Raw genomic sequence first — 22,677 nt, 5'->3', positions numbered from 1 at the left:
TCCCTTCACCTCCTTTTTACTTTAAAAGCTCTAAAGTTCTTTGGGTCATACTTTTAGAAGTAGAAAGCACAGAAAGGTTTGCCTCATAAGCCCTGCCGGCTGAAATAAGCTCAACCATCTCAGTTATTACGTCTACGTTAGGATATTTGACAATTCCTCTTGCATCTGCGTCTGGATGTCCTGGGTCATATACCTCTTTAAACGGGGCTTTACTATCTTCTATTCTATCTACTTTTACCAACCTTAAAAGATTTTCTCTGTCCTTAAGAGGAACAGCCTTTAACACCACGTTTTTGGCTTTATAAGGACCTCCTTCCAAAGTCCTTGTTACCTGAGCATTGGCTATGTTGGTGGCTGCTACGTTTAATCTGGTTCTCTGAGCAAAAAGCCCACTTGCAGCAACCTTAGAAATATCTAAAAGTCTCATTTTTACTTACCTCCCTCAGTAATTGCCTCTTTCAACCTTTCCAACTCTTTAGCCAAGGCCTGTAAAGTAGCTTCATACATCAACTGATTTTCAGTCAATAAACTTATCTCCTCTTCTAAACTTACATTGTTCGGAGTACCTAAAGTCTGTACCCTCTCCATTTCTTCCGTCATTTTTTTGACAAGGTTTTCTTTACCGGTAAAATGTTTAGGTCTGGTAGTTTTAAGGTTAGACTCGTTTGAAAGGTAGGTTTGCATAATTTTTTCAAAAGGGAGGTCTCTTCTTCTATAACCAGGGGTATCAACATTGGCTATGTTTGAAGCAAGTAAGCTATGTTTTTTAGCCCTTAAGTTCAGAGCTAATTTTACGGTATTAAATGTCTTTTCAAACAACCCCCACATCCTTAAATCCTCCCTTCAGAAAACTTGGTAGCCTGATATTGTTTTAACTTATTCCTCAACGTTCTAACCGTAATCCCAAGGAGCTCAGCCGCCCGTGTTTTATTACCTTTAGCCACTTCCAAAGCCTTCATGATAGCTTCCCTTTCAAGCTCTTCCAAAGGTTTTACCACTAAATCCGAAGATTTATTATCAAAATTCATGCCTAAGCTCATTTCTCTTTTTTCGTTTTGAGAAAAAGGGTCTATCAGATGTTTAACCTCTATCACGTCCTTTTCACAGATAAGAACTGCTCTTTCTATCATGTTTTTAAGTTCTCTTACGTTTCCAGGAAAGGGATATTCCAACAAAAATTTTTGTGTCTCTTCAGAAAAACCTTTTAAAGTCTTTCGGTATAAACGGGAAAATTTTTCCAGAAAAAAACTTGACAAAAATTTGACATCCTCTTTTCTTTCTCTTAAAGGTGGTATTTTAACGGTAATAACGTTTAATCTATAGTATAGGTCTGACCTAAACCTACCTTCTTGAACTTCTTTTTCAATGTCTCTATTGGTAGCTGCCAAAAACCTAACGTCTACCTTTATCGGATGGTATCCCCCGAGTCTATCAACTTCCCCTTCTTGCAATACACGTAAAAGTTTGCTCTGAAGATTAGGGTTCATCTCAGCTATCTCGTCTAAAAATAGAGTCCCTCCCTCTGCCAGTTCTATCTTTCCTTTTTTCCTAAAGTTAGCTCCAGAAAAAGCTCCTTTTTCATAGCCAAAAAGTTCTGATTCAAGAAGGGTTTCAGGAAGGGCGGCACAGTTTATAGCTATAAAAGGACCAAACCTTCTTGGACTTTTTTGATGTATATACTTGGCAAGTAGCTCTTTTCCTGTGCCTGATTCCCCTATCAACAGAACAGGAACTTTACTTTGGGATACTACTTCAAGTTTTTTTAAGATGTCTAACATATAAGGATCTCGGGTGATAAAACTTTCTTCCTGCCATAAAATCCTTTTGTCCTCTAAAGCGAAAAGCACGGTTTTTTCTATTAACTCAAGAGGGGTAGAAAGGAGTTTAAAATCATAGGCACCATGTTTTACAAACTCAACCGCATCTTCTAAGTCTGCTTTTTCTGCTAAAAAAACGATGTTTTTAACCCCTTGGTTAAAAAGTTGATGAAGTATTTCTAAGCTTTTAGTTTGGGGATAATCAAGTTCATAAACCATGACATCTATCTCGTTTGGGTCTATTTTAGGGAAAGCCTCCTTTTTAGAAGACCAAAAAGTTTCTATCTCTCTTTCTTCCAAAAAGTCTTTTAAAAGTTTTATTTCTAAACTATCTCCTATTAAGACAACCTTTCCTCTCATTTTTCTCCTAAAAAACTAACTTTTGTGCTCTTTCTACCAGCTCTTTATTTTTTTTATAAATTTCAGCCAGCTCTTTTTCTAAATTCGAGGCTTCGGTCAATCCCTGCCATATGGTATCTGCCTTTCCTATCTTTCCTTTGCTTTCTAAATAATAAACCTCTATCAGGGCTATCTTAGGCTCTTTAGGGAACCTTTGTTTAGCTACCTCAAGAGCCCTTTCAAAGGTAAGGTTGTCTTTACCTAAACTTTCTAAAAGGATCAGTAGGTAATCCTTAAGCTCTGGTTGAAAATAGGAATTTTGCAGATATCCCCAGGCTTTGGCATATTGTTTAGTAATAAGAGCCTGATTAAACATAAAAGAAATAAGCCTTTTTTTATAAAAATCTGAAAGGTTAGAAGATAAAGCTTGGGTAAGATATTTTTCTGCCTGAGATAAACTTTTTTTTCCTTCGTATAAAGTCCTAAGGTAATGATAAAAAGGATAGGTAGCTAAACTTTTCTCTTGATAAGTCGAGAGCAAGTACCCAAAAACAGAAAAGAACACCTCAGGTTCTTCTGTTTCAACCGCAACAAAGCTGAGGTTTAAAAGTAGAGAAGGTTTTATCTCAGCAGGCACCCCAACCTCAAAGGCCTTGATGTATTCTAAGACAGCTCTCGTATAAAGCTTATAATCTAAAAACATGTTTCCTAAAACATAAAAGGGTTCACCACATTTTACCTTAGCCAATTGTTCTTTATCTTCTTTTTCTAAGGATAAAACCTCAGAAATGCGTTGGGCCTCGATACCTTCTTTAAAAAGTTGAGACACAGCCATGCAATAAAATTGGTTTACTTCTTTTAGGTTTAAGCTTTCAGGAAATTGCTGAAAAAATTCTAAAGCGCTTTTTCTTAAAAATTTATAGTTTTTAAGGTCAGAAAGCACCCTTAACTCTACTAAGTGCGCCTCTTCAGCCAAAGGGGTTTTAGAAAATTTAGCCTTTACCTGTGCGGAAAAAGAAAGGAGGTCTTCTTTAGTTTGTCTTGGTAAAAGTTCTTTAAAAGGCGCTTTTTCATAAGCTATCTGATAAAGCCTAAACTTAGAAACCAAACTTGGGTTGCCTTTATCCCAAAAAGTAATGATAAGTTGATAAAGGTTCTTAGCCTTTTCTCGCTCTCCTTTTTTAAAATAAGCTTCTGCAAGTTTTAACAGAAGTTCTGGGGCTTCTTCTGGAGCCCCATATACGTTTATGTAGTAAAAAACCTTAGACCTTGCTTCATCAACCTTACCCTGACGCAAGAGATAAACTATTTGGGTTTTATAAAACTCTCTTATATTTTTTTTTATCTCTGTAGCTGAAAGGTCCTTTATCTCCTTTTCAGGCAAAACTTTAAAGTGATACAAAAGAATTTTAGCCTCTTTTTTGATAGCATCATCACAATAAGAATCAAGAAATTCTTTTACCTCTTTAACCACTAAAGGGCCTTTTCCCATCAAAAAAAGGGATTTAAACCTTATAAGATTAGCCACACAGGCTTCGTTTCTGCCTTTGGTTACAGAAGCTACCTTTTGAGCAAAATCGATTGCCTCTGATAAAAATCCTTCTTTTAAAGCGCTTTCTGCTATAAGCAAATTTTCTTCTGGTCTTACAGAAAAGAGAGCAGGTAAAGACTTAGCAAGAAATACTACTTTTTCATACTCTTTTCGAGCATAAGCGTTCTTTATTTCCTGTAAAATTTCTTCTCCTTTTTGCTGATAGGTCAAGGTAAAGTTAGAAGAAATAAGGGTTGCGTTTTGTAAATTTTTAGGCTGAGAAAACACCTTAGGAATAAAGTAAGCTAAAAACAAACCCAAAAATAAGCAAACAAATTTTAACCCCTTAGACATCCTTTAAAAATTAAACAAATTTTATGCCAGATTGTATTTTTTTAGCTTTTCTATAAAGGTAGTACGGTTAAGATTAAGAAGCTTAGCAGCCTTGGTTTTAACCCCTGAGGTCTTCTCTAAAGCTTTTTTCAGGTAAAAAAGCTCTATTTCTTTTATAAGGTTGTTTAAATCAACCCCTCTCTCAGTAAGTTCAGGCAGGGTTATCCCATTTTGGTTGGAAGAAATGGTGGTATATAGAGATAGAGTCTCTTTAAGCAGCTTATCTTCTTCAGAAGTAAAGGAAGTACCAAAAGGATAAGAAAGGTCTTCAGGCTCTATAACCTCTTTATCAACCAATACCACCAGTCTTTCTACTAAATTTTCAAGTTCTCTTACATTACCTGGCCAATGATAGGCTAAAAGTCTTTGTAAAGTCTCCTCAGACAACCTTTTAACCTGGACCCCTTCTCTTTCACAAACTTTTTGGAGAAAAAAATTAACCAAAAGGGGAATGTCTTCCTTTCTCTCTCTAAGTGGAGGGAGTTTTATAGGAATAACGTTTAGTCTATAAAACAAGTCTTCTCTAAACCTACCGGCTTTTACCTCTTTTTCTAAATCTTTATTGGTAGCAGCAATAATCCTTACATCTACTTTAATAGAATGTTCTCCCCCTAATCTTTCTACCTGTCTTTCTTGAAGGACTCTAAGAAGTTTGGCTTGAAGTTTGGCGCTTAAATCCCCTATTTCATCAAGGAAAAGGGTACCTTTATTAGCTATTTCAAACTTACCTGGTTTGGTCTTGATTGCACCGGTAAAAGCTCCTTTTTCATACCCAAAAAGCTCTGCTTCAAGCAGTTCTTCTGGTATGGCTGCACAATTAATAGCCACAAAAGGTCCTTGACGTTTACTGTTAAAATGTATGTATTTAGCCAAGACTTCCTTTCCGGTACCTGACTCACCTAAAATAAGAACCGTGCTACTTGAAGGAGCTACCTTCTTAGCTAATCGATAGACTTCTTTCATCACCGGATTTTTGCTTTCTATTAAGTAGCTCATGAAAGTTATTATATCATATTTTTGACAGAAACGTCAAATTTTTGAAAAATTTAAAAAAATTTTTTTCAAGATTTTTTTATTAGGAAAATTTTTAAGTTTATAAACTTAAGATGTGCTTTGTTAAACTACCAATCCTTTGTCATGAAGCCGGTAGCTTGTTTTAAAAATTTAGTTTTTTATAAAACTATTTATCTATGAATTTATGGGCATATTCTCTTACATGAGCCCCTTCAAGCACATGAAAGGTTCTTACTTTTTCTAACAAATTCTTTGAGAAAGACCCGATCGGAAGAAAAATCACCTTTTTACCCTGTCTAAACGCCCAGTTTTTGGCAAAAGAAGTAGGAGGTTTTTTGGCTATATACAGCACATATTTTTCAAGGCTGTAGTCTATAGCAGCTAAAAGCAACCTTTCTGGTTTGTTTTCAGCCAACGAAAAAAGAGGGTCTGTCCAGATATCATATACCCTTTTAGGAGGGTAGGTCAACATAAACCCTCCATATTTAGCCCTGGCTATACCTGGACCGATTACCTTTTCTTTAGGGTCGGTAGCATAAAAAGCCATGTCTGATTCCTGATGATGCTCTCCGTGCCAAGTAAAATTCCAAGGATATTTTTCTTCTCCGGTAATAGGGTCTGGGTCTTCTTCAAATATGATAACTAAAGACCCTATCTTGGCATTAGTTTTAGGTTCTTCTCTGATATAAATCATCTCTTTAAAGAACCAGTTTCTAATAGTCTCTCTTATATCCAGTCCATCTTTCAGAGAAGAAATAAAGGGTTCTATTTTTCTTAAGTTCTCGGTAATTACCTTTATCCCCTTTTCTGAGGCTTTTTTCCCAAAGGTTTCAACCACTATGTCTTCAGGAGGGAAAGAACAGATAGTTTTACCTGAAAATCGTTGGGCAAACTTTTTCCTTTCCTCGCGAGAAGCAAACTTTTGTAAAAACTTTAATCCTGCCCTTAAACTTTTTACCTTTCTAAATAACCTAAGCTTTTTTACAGACAGATTTAACTCCTCTGGAGAGAGCTTGATTTCTGGATAGGCTATTTCTTCCCTTTTTAATTCATAAGCAGTAGCTATCTCCCAAACCCAAAAGGCAAGTTCATCTCCTCCTACCCCCCTTGCTGCTACCACTAAATCAAAAAGTTCAGGAAAATAGTTTCCTCTTACCAAAAGATAATTCTTTAAAAATTGCCCTAACACCTTTAAATCTTTAGGAGAAAGCACTGTGCCGGTTTCATCTTTAAACTTAGCTATAGCCTTGGTTAAGACATCTTCCCAAAGGGAAACTCTATTTAACCAAAAATCAGGTTTTGCAAAAATTTCTTCTCGTTTTTCTTCGTAAGTCTGTTGAAAAAATCCTGGTTCAGCAAGAACCTCCCTTATGCTCTGGGGATGCAAGGAATAAAGGTTTATCTCTACTGCCTGCTTTTCAGGAAAAAAATATAGATTATCAGGATGTTCTAAGGCCTTTAAAACGCCAGGAACAAAATGATAAGGCAATACCACAGCAACCAGCCCTTTTTTTGAATAATGAAGTAATTTGTTTGCTATGTAACGATGCTTAGGCTTAACCTCAAAGCTTAACCCTCTATTAATCAGTCCAGAAAGAAAGGTTTCTGTATAAGCTTGATATCCCATTGCAGGCAAAAAACAGGAAGAAACAAGACCTTTTACTTCAAAAATTTCTTCTTCTTTACAAGGAAGGTCTACAAAATATAGGTCTTTTTTAAACCGTAAGGCATAACGTGTAGCCTCAACCAAAGGACATAAAGGAGAAACTATGAGATACTCTACCGTTTCGTCCTTATAATGTATTTCTAAAACTGTAATGGTAGGTAGGGCTTTTACTGCAGAAACCCAATCTTCCTTTAAAAAAGGAGGAAGGACCAAAGCAATCCCATCAGGGTTTAAACGGATAAGCTCTTTGGATATTGCCTGAGTAATCTCAAGATTTTCTGGTAAAAAAGGTAATAAAAAAAGGGAAGACCCCTCTTTATTTAGGTTAAGCTTTAACATCAGTCTATGGTAAAAAGCACAGGTTTTTTAAACTTTTTACCTTTTTCGATAAACTCTTTAAAATAAACCAAGGCCTGAGGCCCTAAAATAAGACCAATAGCCTCTTTTAACACCTCTAAAACCGCTATCTGGGTAGAGGGAGAGGTTTGGGTTAAAAAAGCCAGTTTTTTAGCTACATACCTTCCTATATTCACTCCGTCTCTAACACTATACGGTTCTCCATACTGATGGGTTATCTGAAGAAAGTCCACAAGGTAGTTAATCGTTGTGTCTTCAAGCCAAGGAAGGTTAGTTTTAAGAATGTGTTTTTCTTCTTCTGCCTCGGGAAAATCTATAAAAATCTGGGGTTGAAGCCTTGATTGGATGTATTCAGGAAGTTCAAAGGTAGAGGCATCCTCATTCATCGTAACACAAAGTCTAAAGTCTTTATGGGCCTTTATCTTTATACCTGCAATCACAGACTCTACATATCTTCTGCTATCAAGTAAAGGGGCTAAGGATGCCCAAGATTTTTCGCTCATTCTGTTTGCCTCATCGATGATAGCTACTCCTCCTTTAATCATCGCAGAAACGATAGGGCTTGCTATATACCTTATCTTTTTATCCTCTGAAATAACCGGAGTAATTATCAAGTCTTCGGGTCTGGTGTCTACCGTAGCCTGAAAAATATAAACCTCTTTATTAAGTTTTTTGGCAGCTAAGTAGGCAAGGGTGGTCTTCCCTACCCCTGGTTTACCTATCAACCTGGGAGTAAGAGGAAGGTCCTTTTCATCTACCGTAAGCCAACAAGCAAGTATCTGGTTTAAAATCTCTTTTCTTTCATAAACCGGAATGTCAAGTTCATCAGGATGACTAAGATAAAGGGTAACCCCGTCTATTACGACTGTTTCCATAAACCTTACCTACCTTACATAATTTTTTAAAATTGTACCACAGCTAACCCTCAAAGCAACTAAATCAATTTGGTAGTTTCCTATCGATTTCCTAAAGAGTTAAATAGTTTCCTAATACTTAATAAGCTAAAAAACTAACCTTATCAGAAAAACCTATCTATTTTTAAGATAAACCTATTTCGGTGTTTTTAGATCATTTTAAATATTTTACTCAAAAACCATATGTAAGCTTAGATAAACTATTAAAACGCAAGGCAATCTCTTTAGCTCGCTAAAATTTACTAACATCTTTCCAATCACCCGAAGGTATAAGAAGCTTGTTATCTACCTTTTTATTATAAAGATAAACATAAGCCAAAATACCTATTCCATCTTCGAGCACAACCTCTATAAGTTCTCTTCTAAAAAGATTAGGCACATCTTCAACCTTATCCAGCTTTTCCAGTAAACTTTCTGGGATTTCGTAGACCTCTCCTATGACCTCTCCCTCACCTGGAACCATCCCTGGAAAGGAACTAACATTATAAAGAAGAAAGCCTTTAGCCTTGGCATAACCGAGAAATTTGCAATCTGTTAAAAGAAAACTTCTACTCTCTCCTTTTCTTAAAGTGCCATAAACAAAAACCTTAGGCATAACTTTAACCTCTGATTAAAAGTTCTTTATTTTAACAGATTGTAACATGTTTAACTATTTTTTTGATTTCATTTTTCATATAAAAATTACCTATCCGGATAATTTTTTAAAGATCCTAACTTTTTCTTCAATCTTTCTAAAAATAAAAGCTTTTCAGAATAGTCAGCCTTAATAATATCGTTTCCTCCCTAATCTGTTTCACACTAAATACCAACTCAAGATTTAACCCCTCTGGTAATTCCCTATAAACACTCTCTGTCTGAAGCATGTATCTGTTATTATACCAAGGCCAAAACTCTTCCTCCAAAAACTTGTTCGCACTCTCATAATCCTTTATCTTCTTAAGCCTTAGCTCCTTAATCAATCTATCTTGCAGAAAACCGAAAAGCCTTTCTATCCTGCCTTTGGCTTGTGGTGAATTAGCTGAAGCAAAAAATCCATCTGAACAAGCATCTCCACTTTGGGCATCCTTTTTAGTCTCCGATATACCTTCCTTTTTCTTCTTGGTTCATGTAGTCCTTCTTCTATCAGAAGCTTCCTTAGGGTTTCGTAGCTAAGAGTAATATTATGGTCCTTAATGAGTTTGTCTCTAAAGTGAAGCACATTGAAGTCAAAGTAGTATTTTTGTCTTAGGGAGATGATGGTATTTCTTAGTTCTGGTGTGATTTTAAGGTTAAGAGGTTTTTGGGTTTTGTTCTTTGAATTCCAATGAGACCGAGGTTTTTAAGTCTTTCTTTGAGCCTGAGGGTATGTCTATAGGTTAAGCCGAGGGCTAAGGAAGCCTATTTAAAGGTGAGTTTGCCTGATGTAGCTTTTCCCATGAAGCTGACCTCCTTAATGGTTTTATAGGAGGTCATTTTAATAAAACGACGTTTTAAAATAGTAACCACATAAACCCTCAATTTTGCTTGACTTTTTAACGATTAAGCCTTAACATATAATTAAACTTTTTAAAAAAGAAGCCTAAAGGGGGTTGGTTCTTATGAAAATAAGAATGGTGTTACATGGGATAGCTATGGATCCCATGTCTAACAGCCCGGTAATGTTGTTAAAAGAAGTAGAAGGGGATAGAATACTTCCTATATGGATTGGAGTGTTAGAGGCTACTTCTATCGCAGCCAAACTTGAAAACATACAATTTCCAAGACCTTTAACCCATGATCTGATGAAAAACATCTTTGAAAGTTTAGGCATAACCATTCCCAAGGTAGAAATAGTAGACCTTAGAGATAACACTTATTATGCGGTGATTACTGTAGCTACTGGTGATAAAACCTTGGAAATAGATTCTCGCCCAAGCGATGCCATAGCCTTAGCCTTAAGGCTCAACGCTGAGATTTTTGTAGAAGAAGAAGTGCTGAAAAAGAGTCAGCTTTATTCTGATACCCCTGTAGCTGAGAAACAAGGAGAAATGGTAGTAACTACCGAAGAAGAAAAAGAAAAACTTAAAGAAATGCTTGAAACGTTAGACCCAAAACTTTTTAAATACAAAATGTAAGGAATTTATCGATGTTTGATTTTCATTGCCATTCGGTTTTTAGCGATGGAGAGCTTATACCAGCAGAGCTTTGGAGGAGAGTCCAAGCCTTAGGTTATCAAGCTATAGCCATTACCGACCATGTAGACCACTCAAACTTTGAACATATTATCCAAAATCTTTCTAAGTTTAAAAAAGCCTTACAAGGCTTTACCCCAGAATTTATCTTAGGGGTAGAAATAACCCATGTTCCCCCGGACCTTATTCCTCCTCTCATCAAAGAATGTAGAAAAGCTGGGGCTGAAATCGTAGTAGTCCATGGAGAAACAATAGTAGAACCGGTTGCTGAAGGAACCAACCTTGCTGCTATTCTCGGAGAGGCAGACATTCTTGCACATCCTGGTCTTATTAAACCTGAAGAGGTAAAACTTGCTGCTAAAAAAGGGGTATTCTTAGAGATCTCTGGAAGAAAAGGTCATTGTCTTACCAACGGACATGTGGTTAACCTGGCTAAGGCTTATGAAGCTAACTTGATAATAAACTCAGACGGACATAGCCCTTCAGATTTTATGTCTAAGGAGATGGCTTTTAAAGTAGGGTTGGGTGCTGGCTTAACTCCCCAAGAAGTAGAAAAAATATGGGAAATAGCCCAGAAAAAGTTCCTCAAGACCGGGTCTTAGAAAATCTTGTTTCAATCTTTAAAACCTTAGGCTATCCGGAAAGTTTGTTTATCTTTAACTTCAAACTTTCTTTTTCCTTATCAGGTATAAACCACGAATTAATTTTACCTTTGATCATACAGGAAAAAGACCAAACATATTTCTGGGTAGATTATAAGCCTCAAACTTTTTTGTCCTGCTTTGAGAGAGGTTTTTTAAGCTTAGCAAGACTTTTAACCAATCCTTTGCCCTATTTTGGTATAATAACCAACCTTACTGAGTTTATCTTGATAGATTTTTATGTTTATAAAACATATAAAGGAAAAACAGAAATCATACCCCATTATACCGAGATAAAAACCTACTCTCCTAGCCCAGCCAAACCGTTTAATCCAGAAATAGAAACTAAAATTTTAAACCTATACCTAAAAGGTGGTTGAAGGGGCTTAATAAACAGGCTTTAAGTCTGTTTTAGACCATACTTCTTTGTCTTAAAGTTTCAAAAAGGGCTATGGCTGTAGCTACAGAAACATTAAGGCTTTCTACCTTGCCTTTCATAGGGATTTTGGCTAAAAAATCACACTGTTCTAAAATCCCAGGCCTTATACCTCTACCTTCGTTACCTACTATCAATACCAAAGGTATTTTAAGATCAAGTCGATAGATAGACTGGTCGGCTTTATGGGTAAGCCCTAAAACCCACAACCCCTTTTCTTTAAAAAACTTAATGGCATGTTTAAGGTTGGTTACCTTAGTTATTGGAAGATTAAAAACCGCCCCTGAAGAAACCTTAACCACCGTTTCGGTCACTTCACATCCTCTAACCTTAGGGATAACCACACCGTGAGCTCCGGCTGCATCAGCACTCCTGATGATAGCCCCTACGTTGTGTGGATCTTCTACCTCATCTAATAACACCACCAATGGGACCTCTTTCCTTTTTTCCCAATTAGCTACTATATCTTCTAAATCTGCATAGCCAAACGTTAAAAGATAAGCCACTACCCCTTGGGTGCTTATATGAGGTGGTACTTTGGGCGGAGGGTTTTCCGAAACTTTAACCGGTATACCCAATTTTTTGGCCTTTTCTAAAATTTGATGTTTTTTCCCTGAAAGACTTTTTTTTTCAAGCCATATCTTCTCGATAGACTTAGGATTACTTTTAAGAGCTTCTAAAACAGGATTTATACCGTAGATTAAAAAGTTCATAGATTAAGATTAAAAGAAGATAAAAAGTTCTTCCACTCAAGGTTTCTATAAGGTCTGCTTAATTCTGCTCTAATGATGGAGAAAAAAAGCTCTTTACTTTTTTCCAAGTCTTCATTAACTATTACATAGTCAAACCAAGAAGCAAACCTAAGCTCTTCTTTAGCCCTTCTTAAACGATTTTGCACCTCATTCTCGTTTTCTGTACCTCTTTGAATGATACGATTTTTTAGAGACTGAAGGTCAGGAGGAGCGATAAAGATAAAAACCGCATCTGAACCAAAATAGGACTTAAGTCTGGTAGCACCTACTACCTCTATGTCCAAAACCAAATGTTTGTTCTGAGAAAAAGCCTTTTCTATTTCTGTTTTAGCCGTCCCGTAAAACGTTCCAAAAACTTCAACCCATTCTAAAAATTCATCCCTTTCTATCATCTCTAAAAAAGTAGAACGACTCACAAAATAATAATGTTTTCCCTCTTCTTCTCCAGGACGAGGTGCTCTGGTGGTATGAGAAACAGAAAAATAGAACTCATCTTCTGGTAAATCTTTAAGAATCGTACTTTTACCAGCTCCAGAAGGACCGGTAACAACGATGATTAAACCTTTATTATTCTTCTTCTTCATCTCTGTCTAACCGGTCTAAACTGTCAGTCATCAATCTTTGGGCTACAGTTTCAGCCTGTATAGCAGAAAGGATGATGTGATTGCTGTCAGTGATAATGATAGAACGGGTTTTACGACCTTGGGTAGCGTCAATAAGTCTTCTTGTTTCTTTAGCCTCCTCTTTTAATCTCTTCATCGGAGCTGAATTAGGGTTTACGATAGCGATAATTCGATCTGCTACCACATAATTACCAAAACCTATGTTTAAAAGTTTACAACTACATCCCATAAAAACCTCCTTAAAAGAGTACTAACTCCTTTTAAAAGAAAAAAAACAAGTTTATTTTTGATTATTGTAAAACATTTTTTTATTTTGTCAATTTTTCTCCAAAATCCTTTCTTTTACGTATTTTTTTTACCACTTTAGCCCCTTTGTACCTTAAAAATAAAACAGGACCCAAAAGGGTGTAGATTATAACCAAAATAAAAAGAGAGTATGAAGGGTTAGAAGCCGCTATAGTAAGCCCACCCACAAAAAGAAGCAAAAGATAAAAACTTTGAGCCTTTTTTATCTTTATGTCTTTAAAACTAGGATACTGTATAGGGGATACTAAAAGATAAGATATGACGCTTACAGCAGTGATAATAGCCCATTTAGGAACCTCAAAACTTGGATGATAAGCTTGGATAAAAAGCACAGAAGAAGCTAAGATAGCAGCCCCTGCAGGAGAAGGTAAGCCTTCAAAATAACCAAGGCCTGAATGTGTTTTCACATTATATCTTGCAAGCCTTAAAGCTACACAAGTAGTGTATAAAAAACAAGTCAACCAACCTATCTTACCAAACTCAGCAAGCACAAACTGATATATAAGAATAGCAGGGGCTACCCCAAAAGAAATAAGGTCGCTTAAAGAATCATATTCAAGCCCAAACTTAGTGGTTTGGTTAAAATATCGGGCAATCCGACCATCAAACACATCAAAAATTATCGCCAAAAATATAGCCCAGCCGGCTTTAGTAAAATCTCCGTTTATCGAGGATATGATAGAATAGAATCCAAACAAAAGGTTAAAAGTAGTAAAAATATTAGGTACAAGTGCTATCATCTTAACCTTTATTTAAAAGAACCCGTCCTAAAACCGTTTCTCCGGCAAAAACCCTATGACCTTCTTTTACGTAAATCTCAGCCCTTTCAACCGGAAAGAAAAGTTCAACCCTTGAACTAAACTTTATAATCCCAATAGGGTCTCCTGCCACCACATCGTCTCCTGGCAGCACAAAACTTTTTATCCTTCTGGCTACCATGCCGGCTATTTGTACCATCCAAAAAGGAGTACCATCTTCCCTTTCTATCAAATAAAGCTGCTTTTCATTTTTTTCAAAAGCATCTTCCTTAAAAACTGGAAGTTTTTCTCCTTTTATGTATTGCATACGTAAAATTTTTCCGGTAGTGGGTGCTCGGTTGATATGAACATCCCATAACCTCATAAAAATCCCTATCCTCCAAAGCGGGGTCGGAAACCAAGAAGGATTCTCCTCTATTTCACAAGTAACCACCTTTCCGTCTGCAGGAGAAATGATAAGCTCAGGGTCTAACACAGGTTCTCTTTTAGGATTTCTAAAAAAGAAGGCGTTAGCCAAACTGATCCCTAAACCTATGATAGCTGCTTTCCTTTTCTTAAACAAAAGGTTTGTTCCAGCAAACAGCAATGGATAAAAAACCCAAGGGAACCCATCTTTGTGTATCATGCTTTTACTCCTTTTTATTTTTTAATAGTAGGAAATAAGGTTTCATCTGTATGAGGTAAAAACAAGGCTGCTACATAAGCGTCCATATAACCAGGATGGTTTGAAAGCTCAAAATGGGTCATAGTATTAGCCACTTCTCTCATTTTAGCAAACCTTTCTTGAGAAAAAAGGGCTAATCTTGCCCCTGCTAAACTAGTATTGCCTAAAAAGAAAAACCGGTCCCTTTCTAAATCAGGCAAAAGCCCTATATAGATAGCGTCTTCTACATCAAGATAGTTTCCAAAAGTGCCTGCTAAATAAACACGCTCTATATCTTTTAAGGATAACCCTACTGATTCGACCAAAATCTGGCATCCTGCAAAAATAGCCCCTTTAGCCCTTATCACATTCTCTATATCAGCTTCGGTAAAAACTATGTCTTCTTCTGTTTGAGCCTCTTCCTTAAAAACTATTACATATTCCCAGCCTTCAGATCCTTCTCTTATCCTGGGGTTAGAAAGGTCTTTTTTTATTTTGCCTGATTTATCTATAAGTCCTACCCTAAAAAGCGAAGCTAATAGAGAAAGGATGCCTGAACCGCAAATCCCTACAGGTTTTACCCTACCGATGGTAACTACCATAGGTTCATAAGTATAGGGGTCGATATTTACCATTTCTATCGCGCCTAAGGTTGCCCTCATGCCATGTTTTATGCCTCCTCCTTCAAAAGCCGGACCAGCAGAACAAGCAGCACAAACTAAAAAATCCTGATTACCTACCACCACCTCTCCGTTGGTCCCAAGGTCTATAAAAAGGGTAATCGGTGCCTCTTCGCACATCTTAGAAGCCACCACCCCTGCCACTATGTCTCCTCCTACATAGCTCGCTTTACAAGGAATTAACTGCACAACCGGATTGAACCCTTTAAACCCTAAGTCTTCACCCCTAAAAACAGGAAACTCAGTAGCTACTGGTACATAGGGATATTCTCTTAAATATCTTGGTTCAAGCTCAAGGAAAAGATGGGTCATAACTGTATTGCCTGCTAAGGAAATAAGCTTTATATCTTCCAAACGTCCTCTTGTACCTAAAGCCTCTTTTATCAAAAGAACTATTTTCTCTTTTAAAACCTTAGATAAAACCTCTAACCCCTCCTGTTTTTTACAAAATTCTATCCTGGTGATTACATCATCACCATACTTAATCTGGGGGTTATAATCTGAAGCAAACCCCAAGGTTTCTCCTTTTCTTAAGTCGATAACCTCTACCTGAAGGGTGGTAGTCCCAACGTCTACTGCAACCCCTAAAAAAGGTTCTAAAGGTTCTGCGGTTAGGTCTACCAGATAATTTTTTGACGTTCCTGGATCTTGGTATACATAAGCCGTGGCGGTAAACTTTTTTTGACGAAGTACATAAGGAACCTTTCTTAACACTTCTAAAGGAACCTCTGGCTCAGATATACCCTGTTTAGCCAGTCCATCCTTTAACCTGGTAAAGTCTGAAGTGTTTTCTTCTATGGTTGGTTCTTTAAGTCTTAAAAAGACTTCTCTTAGCGGGGATAATATAGATTTAACCTCAGAGATTTCTAATGACTTAGCCCTTTTTTTTACCTGACGATAAAGGGCGGTTTTATCTAAAATAGCCGTCAAAGGAACCTCTACCACCACATCGGTTAAAGGATAGGTCTGACAAGCCTTATAATATAAACCTTCTATAATCTCTCCTTCAACTTTTCCTGCTATTAAGCGCACCTTACAACGATTACAGCCCCCTGCCCCCCCACAAGAAGCATTAATATGTATTCCTGCTCTTAAAGCTACATCAAAAAGTGTTTCACCTTCAAAAACCTCATACTCTTCCTCAAAGGGTAAAAACTTTACCTTCACCATACCTCAAACCTTAAAAAAACCTGAGATTAAAACTTTATTATACCAAACTTAAAAAATTGTTAAACCTTCAAACTACACTGGATACACTTGAATACAGATTAATTTTAAAAATAATCATCTTATTATCTTAAAAAATTTCTCCCTGACGGCTTAGAGGAAATCCCTTTTTGTTTGAACAATAGACAGAAACCTCTTACAAGATCAAGAAATGCCGTTTATTTCCTTGCAGATAACAAAGTAATATTTGAGTTCTTGACTTTTAATTAATTTCTTTTTATAAATAATAAGTATTATGTGGGAAACTTTTCCGACCTATCTTAAAACTTTTCTTTTGATAGGCCTTTCCTTAGGGTTTTCTTTTTTAATCAAGTGGTTAACCCAAAAAAAATTTAAATTATTAGAGAAATTTTTTGGTATAAACCTAAAAGAAAAAACTATAAACCTCCTCTCCTGGGCCTTTTTTCTATGGTGTTTAATCTTAGGTTTTTATCTTATAAATGAATTTTTAAATCCTTTGCCAAGATTAACCTCCCTTTTTAATAAACTAATAGCCATATCTTTCATCCTTTCCTTAGTATGGGTTTTTTCTCAACTTTTAATAAACCTTTTTACTCAGCATATAATCCAGAAAATAGGAGTAATACCCAGTGTTTCTATCATAGAATTATTGATTAAAATTATAATATTTTTTATCGGACTTATCTTAGTTTTAGACATCCTTAAAATAAACGTTACCCCTTTTATTACCTCCTTGGGTATAGCAGGTCTTGCAGTAGGTTTAGCGTTGAAAGACACCCTTGAAAATTTCTTTTCTGGTCTTCACCTGTTGATGGCAAGACAAATTAAACCCGGAGACTACATTATGTTAGACGGTAATTTAGAAGGCTTTGTAGAAGACATAACTTGGAGAAACACTCTTCTTCGTCATCCTACAAACAACCTTATCATCGTGCCTAACTCAAAAATCTCCTCTTCGGTTATTACCAACTATACCTTGCCTCAACCTGAATTGAACATTTTAATACCTGTTGGTGTAAGTTATGGTAGCGATTTAAAAAAAGTAGAACAAGTAACGATTGAAGTAGCCAAAGAAGTGCTCAAAGAAATCCAAGGAGGTATTCCTGAGTTTGAACCATTTATCCGTTATTACTCCTTTGGAGACTCAAGTATTAACTTTAATGTGGTCTTAAGGGTTAGAACTTATATTGATAGGCATCTTATTATTCACGAATTTATAAAAAGGCTACATCAAAGATATCGTGAAGAAGGAATAGAAATTCCCTTTCCCATCAGGACGGTTTATCTTAAAAATGTCTCTTGATTTTTTTATAAAGTAGATTAATATTATCTATTAAGATTAATTAATCAACTTAAACTCTAAAAAAGGAGGTAGAGGTATGAAAGTAGGGAAAAGTATTTTAAGTTGGGTTTTAAGTCTTTTGGTTTTTACCTTTTTAACAGTAAGCACAGGTTTTACAGGCACTCCTTTAAGCGATGAAAGGGTAAAAGAAGCAAAAACTGTTTGTGGAGTACAGGAGGTAGACGTAGAGGGTGCTAAAAAGCTTATAGCTAACGGTGCGATTCTTCTTGATGTAAGAGAATATACAGAATACAAAGCAGGACACATTCCTGGTGCTATCTGGGCTCCAAGAGGACTTTTAGACTTTAAAGCCTATGAATGGCTTCCTGACAAAGAAAAAGTTTATTTAGTTTATTGCAAAACCGGAGGAAGAGGGGTAGTAGCTGCTTGTGACCTAAAAAAATTAGGATATAAAAATGTATACAACTTAAAAGGTGGTTTTGACGGATGGAAAGAGGCTAAACAGCCTATAGAGACCGGAGAACCAGAAGGTTTTGCTAAAGGAATCAAAAAGGCTGTTCAAAAATAATCTTTTAATATCTTAAAGGGGGGTTAATCCTCCCCCTTCCAAAGACTTTTTATTAGAGAAATTTACAAGTTTCTTAAAACCTTTTCTTCTAAATACGCAAAAAGTTTACCTGGTAGATAAAGTCCACAACCTAAAACCCATTTTTCGTCTCTAAGGATTACATATCCTGGAGATAAATCTAAGTCTATTTCTACCTTTTTTCTTTCTTTTAGCTTTTCTATGATTTCAGAAGAAAGGGTAACTACGTTCTTAGTAGCAAGATCGCCAAAACGTTGTAAGAAAGCAGACGTAGGTTTAAGATACGAAGAAACCTTTCTTAAAAAAAGAAGCCCAACGGTTTGAACCTCAAGAGAGGTTAAAAAATTTAGATATGAAGTTTTAGGAAAAAGCCAAAAGTTAGAAACCCCTTTCAGTATTTCATAGTCCTCAAAAAGCTCTGGTAATAATCCAAACCTTTCTTCAAGATAGGTTAAAATTTCTTTCTTTTCTTCTTCGGTTACTTTTTTAGGAAATCTTCCTTGCATTTTTTAGACCTCTTTGTAAAAAAAGAAACTTGTTTTTAGGAAAATATAATATAAAATTTTGAAATCATCAAACTTATTTACCCAGGAGATGTCTATGAAGGCGGCTGAAAAATATAAGGAAGCAGGGGTAGATTTAGAAAAGGCTAACCTTTTGGTAGACATCGTCAAAAAACACACCGTTGGTCTTTCTCAAAAAGGGGTAATTTCAGGTATTGGAGGCTATGCTGGACTTTTTGCCTTAGACCTTAATACCTATAAAAACCCTGTTTTAGTTTCTTCTACCGACGGAGTAGGAACCAAAATTAAACTGGCTATCAAAGCTGGGTTTCATAAGGGTATTGGGATTGACCTGGTTGCTATGTGTGTAAACGATATTATCACCTGTGGGGCTAAACCACTTTTTTTCTTAGACTATTTGGCCTTTGGTAAGTTTGAAGAAAAGATTTTTGAAGAATTGATTGCAGGGATAGTGGAAGGGTGTAAAACTTCTCAATGCGCCCTTTTAGGCGGAGAAACGGCAGAAATGCCAGGAATGTATGCCCCAGGAGACTATGACTGTGCAGGGTTTGTCGTAGGAATAGTGGAAAGAGATAAAATCATAGACGGTTCTACTGTCTCTATAGGTGATGTGTTGCTTGGCATACCATCAAGCGGACTTCACAGTAATGGTTTTTCTTTAGTAAGAAAAATCTTAGAAGAAAAAAATATAAACTTAGACTATATCCCAGAAGAGTTAGGGAAACCCATAGGTGAGGTAGTCCTTACCCCTACTAAGATTTACGTACCGGTTATGGTAACCCTTACTAACAAGGGTTATAATATTAAAGGATGCGCCCATATCACAGGAGGTGGTTTTATAGACAACCTACCGAGGATTTTACCTCAAAACTGTAAGGCAGTGATAGAAAAAAATTCCTGGGAAAAACCTCCGGTATTTAAGCTTTTTCAAACCTGGGGTGATATCTCTGAAGAAGAAATGTATCGGGTGTTTAACTGTGGGATTGGGTTGGTGTTGATAGTAGATAAGCAAGATTTAGAAGAGATAACCAGCCTCATCGCTGCTTTAGGTGAAAGTTATCACGTGATAGGCTATATAGAGAAAAGAGAAGAAAATGAACCACAGGTGATTTTGGTTTAGAGGAGTTTGGCTATGTATTTTCAAGAGGTAATCGCTACTTTAAACAAGTTTTGGGGAGAAAAAGGTTGTGTAATCTTGCAGCCATATGACATGGAGGTAGGAGCAGGAACTTTCCACCCTGCTACCTTTTTAAGGTCCCTTGGTCCTGAACCTTTTGCTTGTGCCTATGTTCAACCTTGTAGAAGACCTGCAGACGGAAGGTATGGAGAAAATCCTAACAGGTTACAACATTACTACCAATATCAGGTAATAATCAAACCTTCTCCTGATAACATACAGGATGTTTATCTGGAAAGCTTAAAAGCTTTGGGTATAGACCCTAAAGAACATGATATAAGATTTGTTGAAGATGACTGGGAATCACCTACCTTAGGAGCTTGGGGATTAGGTTGGGAGGTATGGCTTGACGGAATGGAAATCACCCAGTTTACCTATTTCCAACAAATAGGAGGTTTTGACTGCTTTCCGGTTACTGTAGAAATAACCTATGGACTTGAACGTATTACGATGTATCTTCAAGAGGTAGAAAACCTTTTTAACTTAAAATGGAACGAACATTATACCTATCGAGACATTCATTACCGAGGAGAGGTAGAATATTCGATCTATAATTTTGATGAAGCCGATGTAGCCTTATTAAAAGACCTTTTTGATAAATATGAAGTTGAAGGGAACAGATTGTTAGATTTAGGTCTTGCCCTTCCAGGATATGACTTTGTGATAAAATGTTCTCACACCTTTAATCTTCTTGATGCAAGAGGAATTCTTTCTCCTATAGAAAGGGCAAACTACATAGGACGTGTAAGAGGATTGGCTAAAAAAGCGGCAGAAATTTGGTTAAGCAAAGGAGAAGGAAACGATGGCTAAAGACCTCCTTTGGGAAATAGGAACTGAGGAGCTGCCGGCAAGGTTTATAGAACCTGCTATCACAAGTTTAAAAAAAGCAGCAGAAAAAAAACTAAAAGACCTTTCCTTAAGTTATGAAGACATAAAAACCGCAGGGACTTTTAGAAGGCTGGTCCTTTTTATAAAAGGATTGGCAGAAAAACAAGAAGACCGAGAGGAAGAGATTTTAGGGCCATCTGTAACCGTAGGTCTTACCCAGGATGGTGGTTTTAGTCAAGCATTGGTAGGTTTTGCTAAAAAATATGGAGTAAACATAGAGGAGTTAAAGGTCAAAAAAACCCCTAAGGGTGAGTATTTTTATCTAAAAAGAACCATTCCTGGACAAAACACAGAAGACCTTTTACCTTCTCTTCTTCTTTCTCTTCTTAAAGAAATCTATTTTCCTAAAACCATGAGATGGGGCTCTTATGAGCTTAGGTTCGGACGTCCTATAAGATGGATGGTCTGCCTTTTTGGTCAAAAGGTTATTCCGATAGAAATAGCAGGGGTTAAAGCCTCAAATCAAACTTTAGGTCATAGATTTTTAACTCCTGATCCCATTCCGCTTAGCTCGGCTGATTGGGAAGGATATGAAAAAATCCTTGAAAATAACTATGTAGTTGTTACTCTTAAAAAAAGACTAAACCTTACTGAGCAAAATATTTTAGAAGTAGCTAAACCATACGGCATTCCTGAGATAGACGAAGACCTCTTAAAAGAAAATGCCAATCTGGTGGAATATCCCTTTCCTATAGTAGGTAAATTTTCTGAAGAATTTTTAACCTTACCAGAACCTTTAATCATCACTGCCTTAAAAGAACATCAAAGGTACTTTTGTCTAAGAAATCCTGAGGGAAATCTTCTTAATTACTTTATAGCGGTTAACAACAACCGCCCACGAAACTGGGAAATAGTAAAAAAGGGACATGAAAGGGTAACTAAAGCTAGGCTTGAAGACGCTAAGTTTTATTTTGAAAAGGATTTATCTCAACCACTTAATCATTTCTTAGAAAAGATAAAAGGGATAGTTTATCACGTGAAATGTGGTACCCTATGGGAAAAAACTCAGAGGTTAGTAGACCTTAGTAAATACTTAGCTTTAAAGTTAGAATATCCCTCCCTTCTTTCTAAGATAGAAAAAACCTGTCTTTATGCAAAGATAGACGCAGCTTCTGAAGTGGTAAGTGAATTTCCTTCTCTGCAAGGAGTTATGGGAAAAATCCTGCTTGAACATGCTGGAGAAAAAGAGGTGGCACAGGCAGTCTTTGAACAATATCTGCCCTATCCTAAGGAAGAAACCCTTCCTCAGTCTTTTGAGGGGTTTATCCTTTCTTTAGCCGACAAAATAGACCATCTTTCTGCCCTTTTTGGGGTTAATGAAAAACCTTCTGGAGAAAAAGATCCTTATGGTCTAAGAAGGACAGCCTATGGCATAGTAAAATTGTTAATAGGTAAAGAAAAGTTTTTAAACTTAGAAGAGGCTATAGAATTTTCCTTAGGACTGTTAGAAAAACAAGGTTTCTTAAAAAATCAAAAGGCTTTAGAAGAAATCAGAGGTTTTATCCAAAAGCGACTAGAAGGGGAATTTTTAACCTTAGGGTTTAGTAAAAACATCTTGGGGGTAGTTCTCCCCTTACCTCTTAATCCTTACGACCAATATCTAAGACTAAAAGCCCTTTCAGATTTTCAAGAAAGAAAAGATTTTATCGACCTGATTATCGGGTTTAAACGGGTGGCCCAACTTTTAAAAACCGTAGATCAACAACCGCTTTTAGAAGAAGTAGAAGAAAGACTCTTTCAGTTAGAAGAAGAAAAACAACTTTACCAACAGGCCTTAAGTTTAAGGCCTATATTACTTAGCTTAATAGACAGAAAAGATTATCTTTCCTATTTAGACAAGCTGGTAAGCCTTAAAGAAACTATAGATAAATTTTTTGACAAAGTATTTGTGATGGTAGAAGACGAGGCTACCAGGAACAACAGATTAAAGGTATTAAAAAGGGTAGCTGAACTTTTTGAAAATTTTGGTGATTTTACAGCCTTTATTTAAA

Annotated in this window: 23 protein-coding genes; 8 read left to right on the top strand and 15 right to left on the bottom strand. The window is 36.4% G+C overall.

The window, feature by feature from the left end; translation table 11 throughout:
* Positions 1-16 precede the first annotated feature (16 nt).
* From flgC to F1847_RS02230, 8 genes are all read right to left on the bottom strand, one after another.
* A complete protein-coding gene (gene flgC, locus F1847_RS02265; protein WP_150071489.1) occupies positions 17-427 on the bottom strand; it encodes a flagellar basal body rod protein FlgC in 411 nt (136 codons plus the stop codon).
* A gap of 2 nt (positions 428-429) precedes the next feature.
* Positions 430-828, bottom strand: coding sequence for a flagellar basal body rod protein FlgB (gene flgB, locus F1847_RS02260; RefSeq protein ID WP_150071488.1), 399 nt, complete (start codon positions 826-828; stop codon positions 430-432).
* 2 nt (positions 829-830) lie between these two features.
* Positions 831-2,177, bottom strand: a complete 1,347-nt coding sequence (locus F1847_RS02255; RefSeq protein ID WP_150071487.1) for a sigma-54 dependent transcriptional regulator — start codon at positions 2,175-2,177, stop codon at positions 831-833.
* 7 nt (positions 2,178-2,184) lie between these two features.
* Complete coding sequence (locus F1847_RS02250; RefSeq protein ID WP_150071486.1) at positions 2,185-4,041, bottom strand: hypothetical protein; 1,857 nt, start codon at positions 4,039-4,041, stop codon at positions 2,185-2,187.
* A 21-nt stretch (positions 4,042-4,062) separates the two neighbouring features.
* Positions 4,063-5,076 carry a sigma-54-dependent Fis family transcriptional regulator gene (locus tag F1847_RS02245; protein WP_206202415.1) on the bottom strand — a complete coding sequence of 338 codons (1,014 nt, stop codon included), beginning with the start codon at positions 5,074-5,076 and terminating at the stop codon, positions 4,063-4,065.
* A gap of 184 nt (positions 5,077-5,260) precedes the next feature.
* Positions 5,261-7,099: a hypothetical protein gene (locus tag F1847_RS02240; RefSeq protein ID WP_150071484.1), complete on the bottom strand. Its 1,839-nt coding sequence runs from the start codon at positions 7,097-7,099 to the stop codon at positions 5,261-5,263.
* Positions 7,099-7,992: an AAA family ATPase gene (locus F1847_RS02235; RefSeq protein ID WP_150071483.1), complete on the bottom strand. Its 894-nt coding sequence runs from the start codon at positions 7,990-7,992 to the stop codon at positions 7,099-7,101. The genes F1847_RS02240 and F1847_RS02235 overlap by 1 nt, the downstream gene beginning before the upstream one ends.
* 271 nt (positions 7,993-8,263) lie before the next feature.
* On the bottom strand, positions 8,264-8,626 hold the full coding sequence (locus F1847_RS02230) for a gamma-glutamylcyclotransferase (protein ID WP_150071482.1): 363 nt from the start codon (positions 8,624-8,626) through the stop codon (positions 8,264-8,266).
* Positions 8,627-9,608: 982 nt separating this feature from the next.
* Between F1847_RS02230 and F1847_RS02225 the strand changes: the two genes are divergently transcribed.
* The 3 genes from F1847_RS02225 to F1847_RS02215 are packed head-to-tail and all read left to right on the top strand — an operon-like array spanning position 9,609 to position 11,202.
* A complete protein-coding gene (locus F1847_RS02225; protein ID WP_150071481.1) occupies positions 9,609-10,124 on the top strand; it encodes a bifunctional nuclease family protein in 516 nt (171 codons plus the stop codon).
* A gap of 11 nt (positions 10,125-10,135) precedes the next feature.
* Positions 10,136-10,783, top strand: a complete 648-nt coding sequence (locus tag F1847_RS02220; RefSeq protein ID WP_150071480.1) for a histidinol phosphate phosphatase domain-containing protein — start codon at positions 10,136-10,138, stop codon at positions 10,781-10,783.
* Entirely contained in the window at positions 10,741-11,202 is a 462-nt protein-coding gene (locus tag F1847_RS02215) for a hypothetical protein (RefSeq protein WP_150071479.1), read from the top strand. Before F1847_RS02220 ends, F1847_RS02215 begins: the two co-directional genes overlap by 43 nt.
* A gap of 31 nt (positions 11,203-11,233) precedes the next feature.
* Here the strand turns inward: F1847_RS02215 and rlmB are convergent, their stop codons facing one another.
* The 6 genes from rlmB to F1847_RS02185 form a co-directional block, all read right to left on the bottom strand.
* Positions 11,234-11,971 carry a 23S rRNA (guanosine(2251)-2'-O)-methyltransferase RlmB gene (gene rlmB, locus F1847_RS02210; RefSeq protein ID WP_150071478.1) on the bottom strand — a complete coding sequence of 246 codons (738 nt, stop codon included), beginning with the start codon at positions 11,969-11,971 and terminating at the stop codon, positions 11,234-11,236.
* Positions 11,968-12,594, bottom strand: a complete 627-nt coding sequence (gene gmk, locus F1847_RS02205) for a guanylate kinase (RefSeq protein WP_150071477.1) — start codon at positions 12,592-12,594, stop codon at positions 11,968-11,970. The genes rlmB and gmk overlap by 4 nt, the downstream gene beginning before the upstream one ends.
* Entirely contained in the window at positions 12,578-12,862 is a 285-nt protein-coding gene (locus F1847_RS02200) for a DUF370 domain-containing protein (RefSeq protein ID WP_150071476.1), read from the bottom strand. The genes gmk and F1847_RS02200 overlap by 17 nt, the downstream gene beginning before the upstream one ends.
* Before the next feature lie 79 nt (positions 12,863-12,941).
* Positions 12,942-13,679 carry a CDP-diacylglycerol--serine O-phosphatidyltransferase gene (gene pssA / locus F1847_RS02195; protein WP_150071475.1) on the bottom strand — a complete coding sequence of 246 codons (738 nt, stop codon included), beginning with the start codon at positions 13,677-13,679 and terminating at the stop codon, positions 12,942-12,944.
* Between the two features lies 1 nt (position 13,680).
* A complete protein-coding gene (locus F1847_RS02190; protein WP_150071474.1) occupies positions 13,681-14,322 on the bottom strand; it encodes a phosphatidylserine decarboxylase in 642 nt (213 codons plus the stop codon).
* A gap of 14 nt (positions 14,323-14,336) precedes the next feature.
* Positions 14,337-16,190, bottom strand: coding sequence for an ASKHA domain-containing protein (locus tag F1847_RS02185; protein ID WP_150071473.1), 1,854 nt, complete (start codon positions 16,188-16,190; stop codon positions 14,337-14,339).
* Between the two features lie 292 nt (positions 16,191-16,482).
* On the opposite strand from F1847_RS02185, the gene F1847_RS02180 reads away from it, so the two are divergent.
* Both F1847_RS02180 and F1847_RS02175 read left to right on the top strand, forming a co-directional pair.
* Positions 16,483-17,511 carry a mechanosensitive ion channel family protein gene (locus tag F1847_RS02180; protein WP_150071472.1) on the top strand — a complete coding sequence of 343 codons (1,029 nt, stop codon included), beginning with the start codon at positions 16,483-16,485 and terminating at the stop codon, positions 17,509-17,511.
* Positions 17,512-17,587: 76 nt separating this feature from the next.
* On the top strand, positions 17,588-18,079 hold the full coding sequence (locus F1847_RS02175; protein WP_150071471.1) for a rhodanese-like domain-containing protein: 492 nt from the start codon (positions 17,588-17,590) through the stop codon (positions 18,077-18,079).
* A gap of 62 nt (positions 18,080-18,141) precedes the next feature.
* Here the strand turns inward: F1847_RS02175 and F1847_RS02170 are convergent, their stop codons facing one another.
* Complete coding sequence (locus tag F1847_RS02170; protein ID WP_150071470.1) at positions 18,142-18,603, bottom strand: hypothetical protein; 462 nt, start codon at positions 18,601-18,603, stop codon at positions 18,142-18,144.
* A 94-nt stretch (positions 18,604-18,697) separates the two neighbouring features.
* Between F1847_RS02170 and purM the strand changes: the two genes are divergently transcribed.
* Genes purM through glyS form a run of 3 tightly spaced genes read left to right on the top strand, consistent with a single transcriptional unit; the run spans position 18,698 to position 22,676 of the window.
* Complete coding sequence (gene purM / locus F1847_RS02165; protein WP_150071469.1) at positions 18,698-19,741, top strand: phosphoribosylformylglycinamidine cyclo-ligase; 1,044 nt, start codon at positions 18,698-18,700, stop codon at positions 19,739-19,741.
* Between the two features lie 12 nt (positions 19,742-19,753).
* Positions 19,754-20,608: a glycine--tRNA ligase subunit alpha gene (gene glyQ / locus F1847_RS02160; RefSeq protein ID WP_150071468.1), complete on the top strand. Its 855-nt coding sequence runs from the start codon at positions 19,754-19,756 to the stop codon at positions 20,606-20,608.
* The gene (glyS, locus tag F1847_RS02155) at positions 20,601-22,676 is read left to right on the top strand and encodes a glycine--tRNA ligase subunit beta (protein WP_150071467.1); all 2,076 of its coding nucleotides are present in this window, start codon (positions 20,601-20,603) and stop codon (positions 22,674-22,676) included. The genes glyQ and glyS overlap by 8 nt, the downstream gene beginning before the upstream one ends.
* Position 22,677: the final 1 nt, after the last annotated feature.

This window comes from Thermodesulfobacterium sp. TA1, from assembly GCF_008630935.1.
Classification (GTDB): Bacteria; Desulfobacterota; Thermodesulfobacteria; order Thermodesulfobacteriales; family Thermodesulfobacteriaceae; genus Thermodesulfobacterium.
This window is presented reverse-complemented; position numbering and strand designations above follow the sequence as displayed.

Bases quoted from the DNA above. Each gene is read 5' to 3' on its own strand.
- flgC (WP_150071489.1), bottom strand. From the start codon at position 427: ATGAGACTTTTAGATATTTCTAAGGTTGCTGCAAGTGGGCTTTTTGCT.
- flgB (WP_150071488.1), bottom strand. From the start codon at position 828: ATGTGGGGGTTGTTTGAAAAGACATTTAATACCGTAAAATTAGCTCTG.
- F1847_RS02255 (WP_150071487.1), bottom strand. From the start codon at position 2,177: ATGAGAGGAAAGGTTGTCTTAATAGGAGATAGTTTAGAAATAAAACTT.
- F1847_RS02250 (WP_150071486.1), bottom strand. From the start codon at position 4,041: ATGTCTAAGGGGTTAAAATTTGTTTGCTTATTTTTGGGTTTGTTTTTA.
- F1847_RS02245 (WP_206202415.1), bottom strand. From the start codon at position 5,076: ATGAGCTACTTAATAGAAAGCAAAAATCCGGTGATGAAAGAAGTCTAT.
- F1847_RS02240 (WP_150071484.1), bottom strand. From the start codon at position 7,099: ATGTTAAAGCTTAACCTAAATAAAGAGGGGTCTTCCCTTTTTTTATTA.
- F1847_RS02235 (WP_150071483.1), bottom strand. From the start codon at position 7,992: ATGGAAACAGTCGTAATAGACGGGGTTACCCTTTATCTTAGTCATCCT.
- F1847_RS02230 (WP_150071482.1), bottom strand. From the start codon at position 8,626: ATGCCTAAGGTTTTTGTTTATGGCACTTTAAGAAAAGGAGAGAGTAGA.
- F1847_RS02225 (WP_150071481.1), top strand. From the start codon at position 9,609: ATGAAAATAAGAATGGTGTTACATGGGATAGCTATGGATCCCATGTCT.
- F1847_RS02220 (WP_150071480.1), top strand. From the start codon at position 10,136: ATGTTTGATTTTCATTGCCATTCGGTTTTTAGCGATGGAGAGCTTATA.
- F1847_RS02215 (WP_150071479.1), top strand. From the start codon at position 10,741: ATGGGAAATAGCCCAGAAAAAGTTCCTCAAGACCGGGTCTTAGAAAAT.
- rlmB (WP_150071478.1), bottom strand. From the start codon at position 11,971: ATGAACTTTTTAATCTACGGTATAAATCCTGTTTTAGAAGCTCTTAAA.
- gmk (WP_150071477.1), bottom strand. From the start codon at position 12,594: ATGAAGAAGAAGAATAATAAAGGTTTAATCATCGTTGTTACCGGTCCT.
- F1847_RS02200 (WP_150071476.1), bottom strand. From the start codon at position 12,862: ATGGGATGTAGTTGTAAACTTTTAAACATAGGTTTTGGTAATTATGTG.
- pssA (WP_150071475.1), bottom strand. From the start codon at position 13,679: ATGATAGCACTTGTACCTAATATTTTTACTACTTTTAACCTTTTGTTT.
- F1847_RS02190 (WP_150071474.1), bottom strand. From the start codon at position 14,322: ATGATACACAAAGATGGGTTCCCTTGGGTTTTTTATCCATTGCTGTTT.
- F1847_RS02185 (WP_150071473.1), bottom strand. From the start codon at position 16,190: ATGGTGAAGGTAAAGTTTTTACCCTTTGAGGAAGAGTATGAGGTTTTT.
- F1847_RS02180 (WP_150071472.1), top strand. From the start codon at position 16,483: ATGTGGGAAACTTTTCCGACCTATCTTAAAACTTTTCTTTTGATAGGC.
- F1847_RS02175 (WP_150071471.1), top strand. From the start codon at position 17,588: ATGAAAGTAGGGAAAAGTATTTTAAGTTGGGTTTTAAGTCTTTTGGTT.
- F1847_RS02170 (WP_150071470.1), bottom strand. From the start codon at position 18,603: ATGCAAGGAAGATTTCCTAAAAAAGTAACCGAAGAAGAAAAGAAAGAA.
- purM (WP_150071469.1), top strand. From the start codon at position 18,698: ATGAAGGCGGCTGAAAAATATAAGGAAGCAGGGGTAGATTTAGAAAAG.
- glyQ (WP_150071468.1), top strand. From the start codon at position 19,754: ATGTATTTTCAAGAGGTAATCGCTACTTTAAACAAGTTTTGGGGAGAA.
- glyS (WP_150071467.1), top strand. From the start codon at position 20,601: ATGGCTAAAGACCTCCTTTGGGAAATAGGAACTGAGGAGCTGCCGGCA.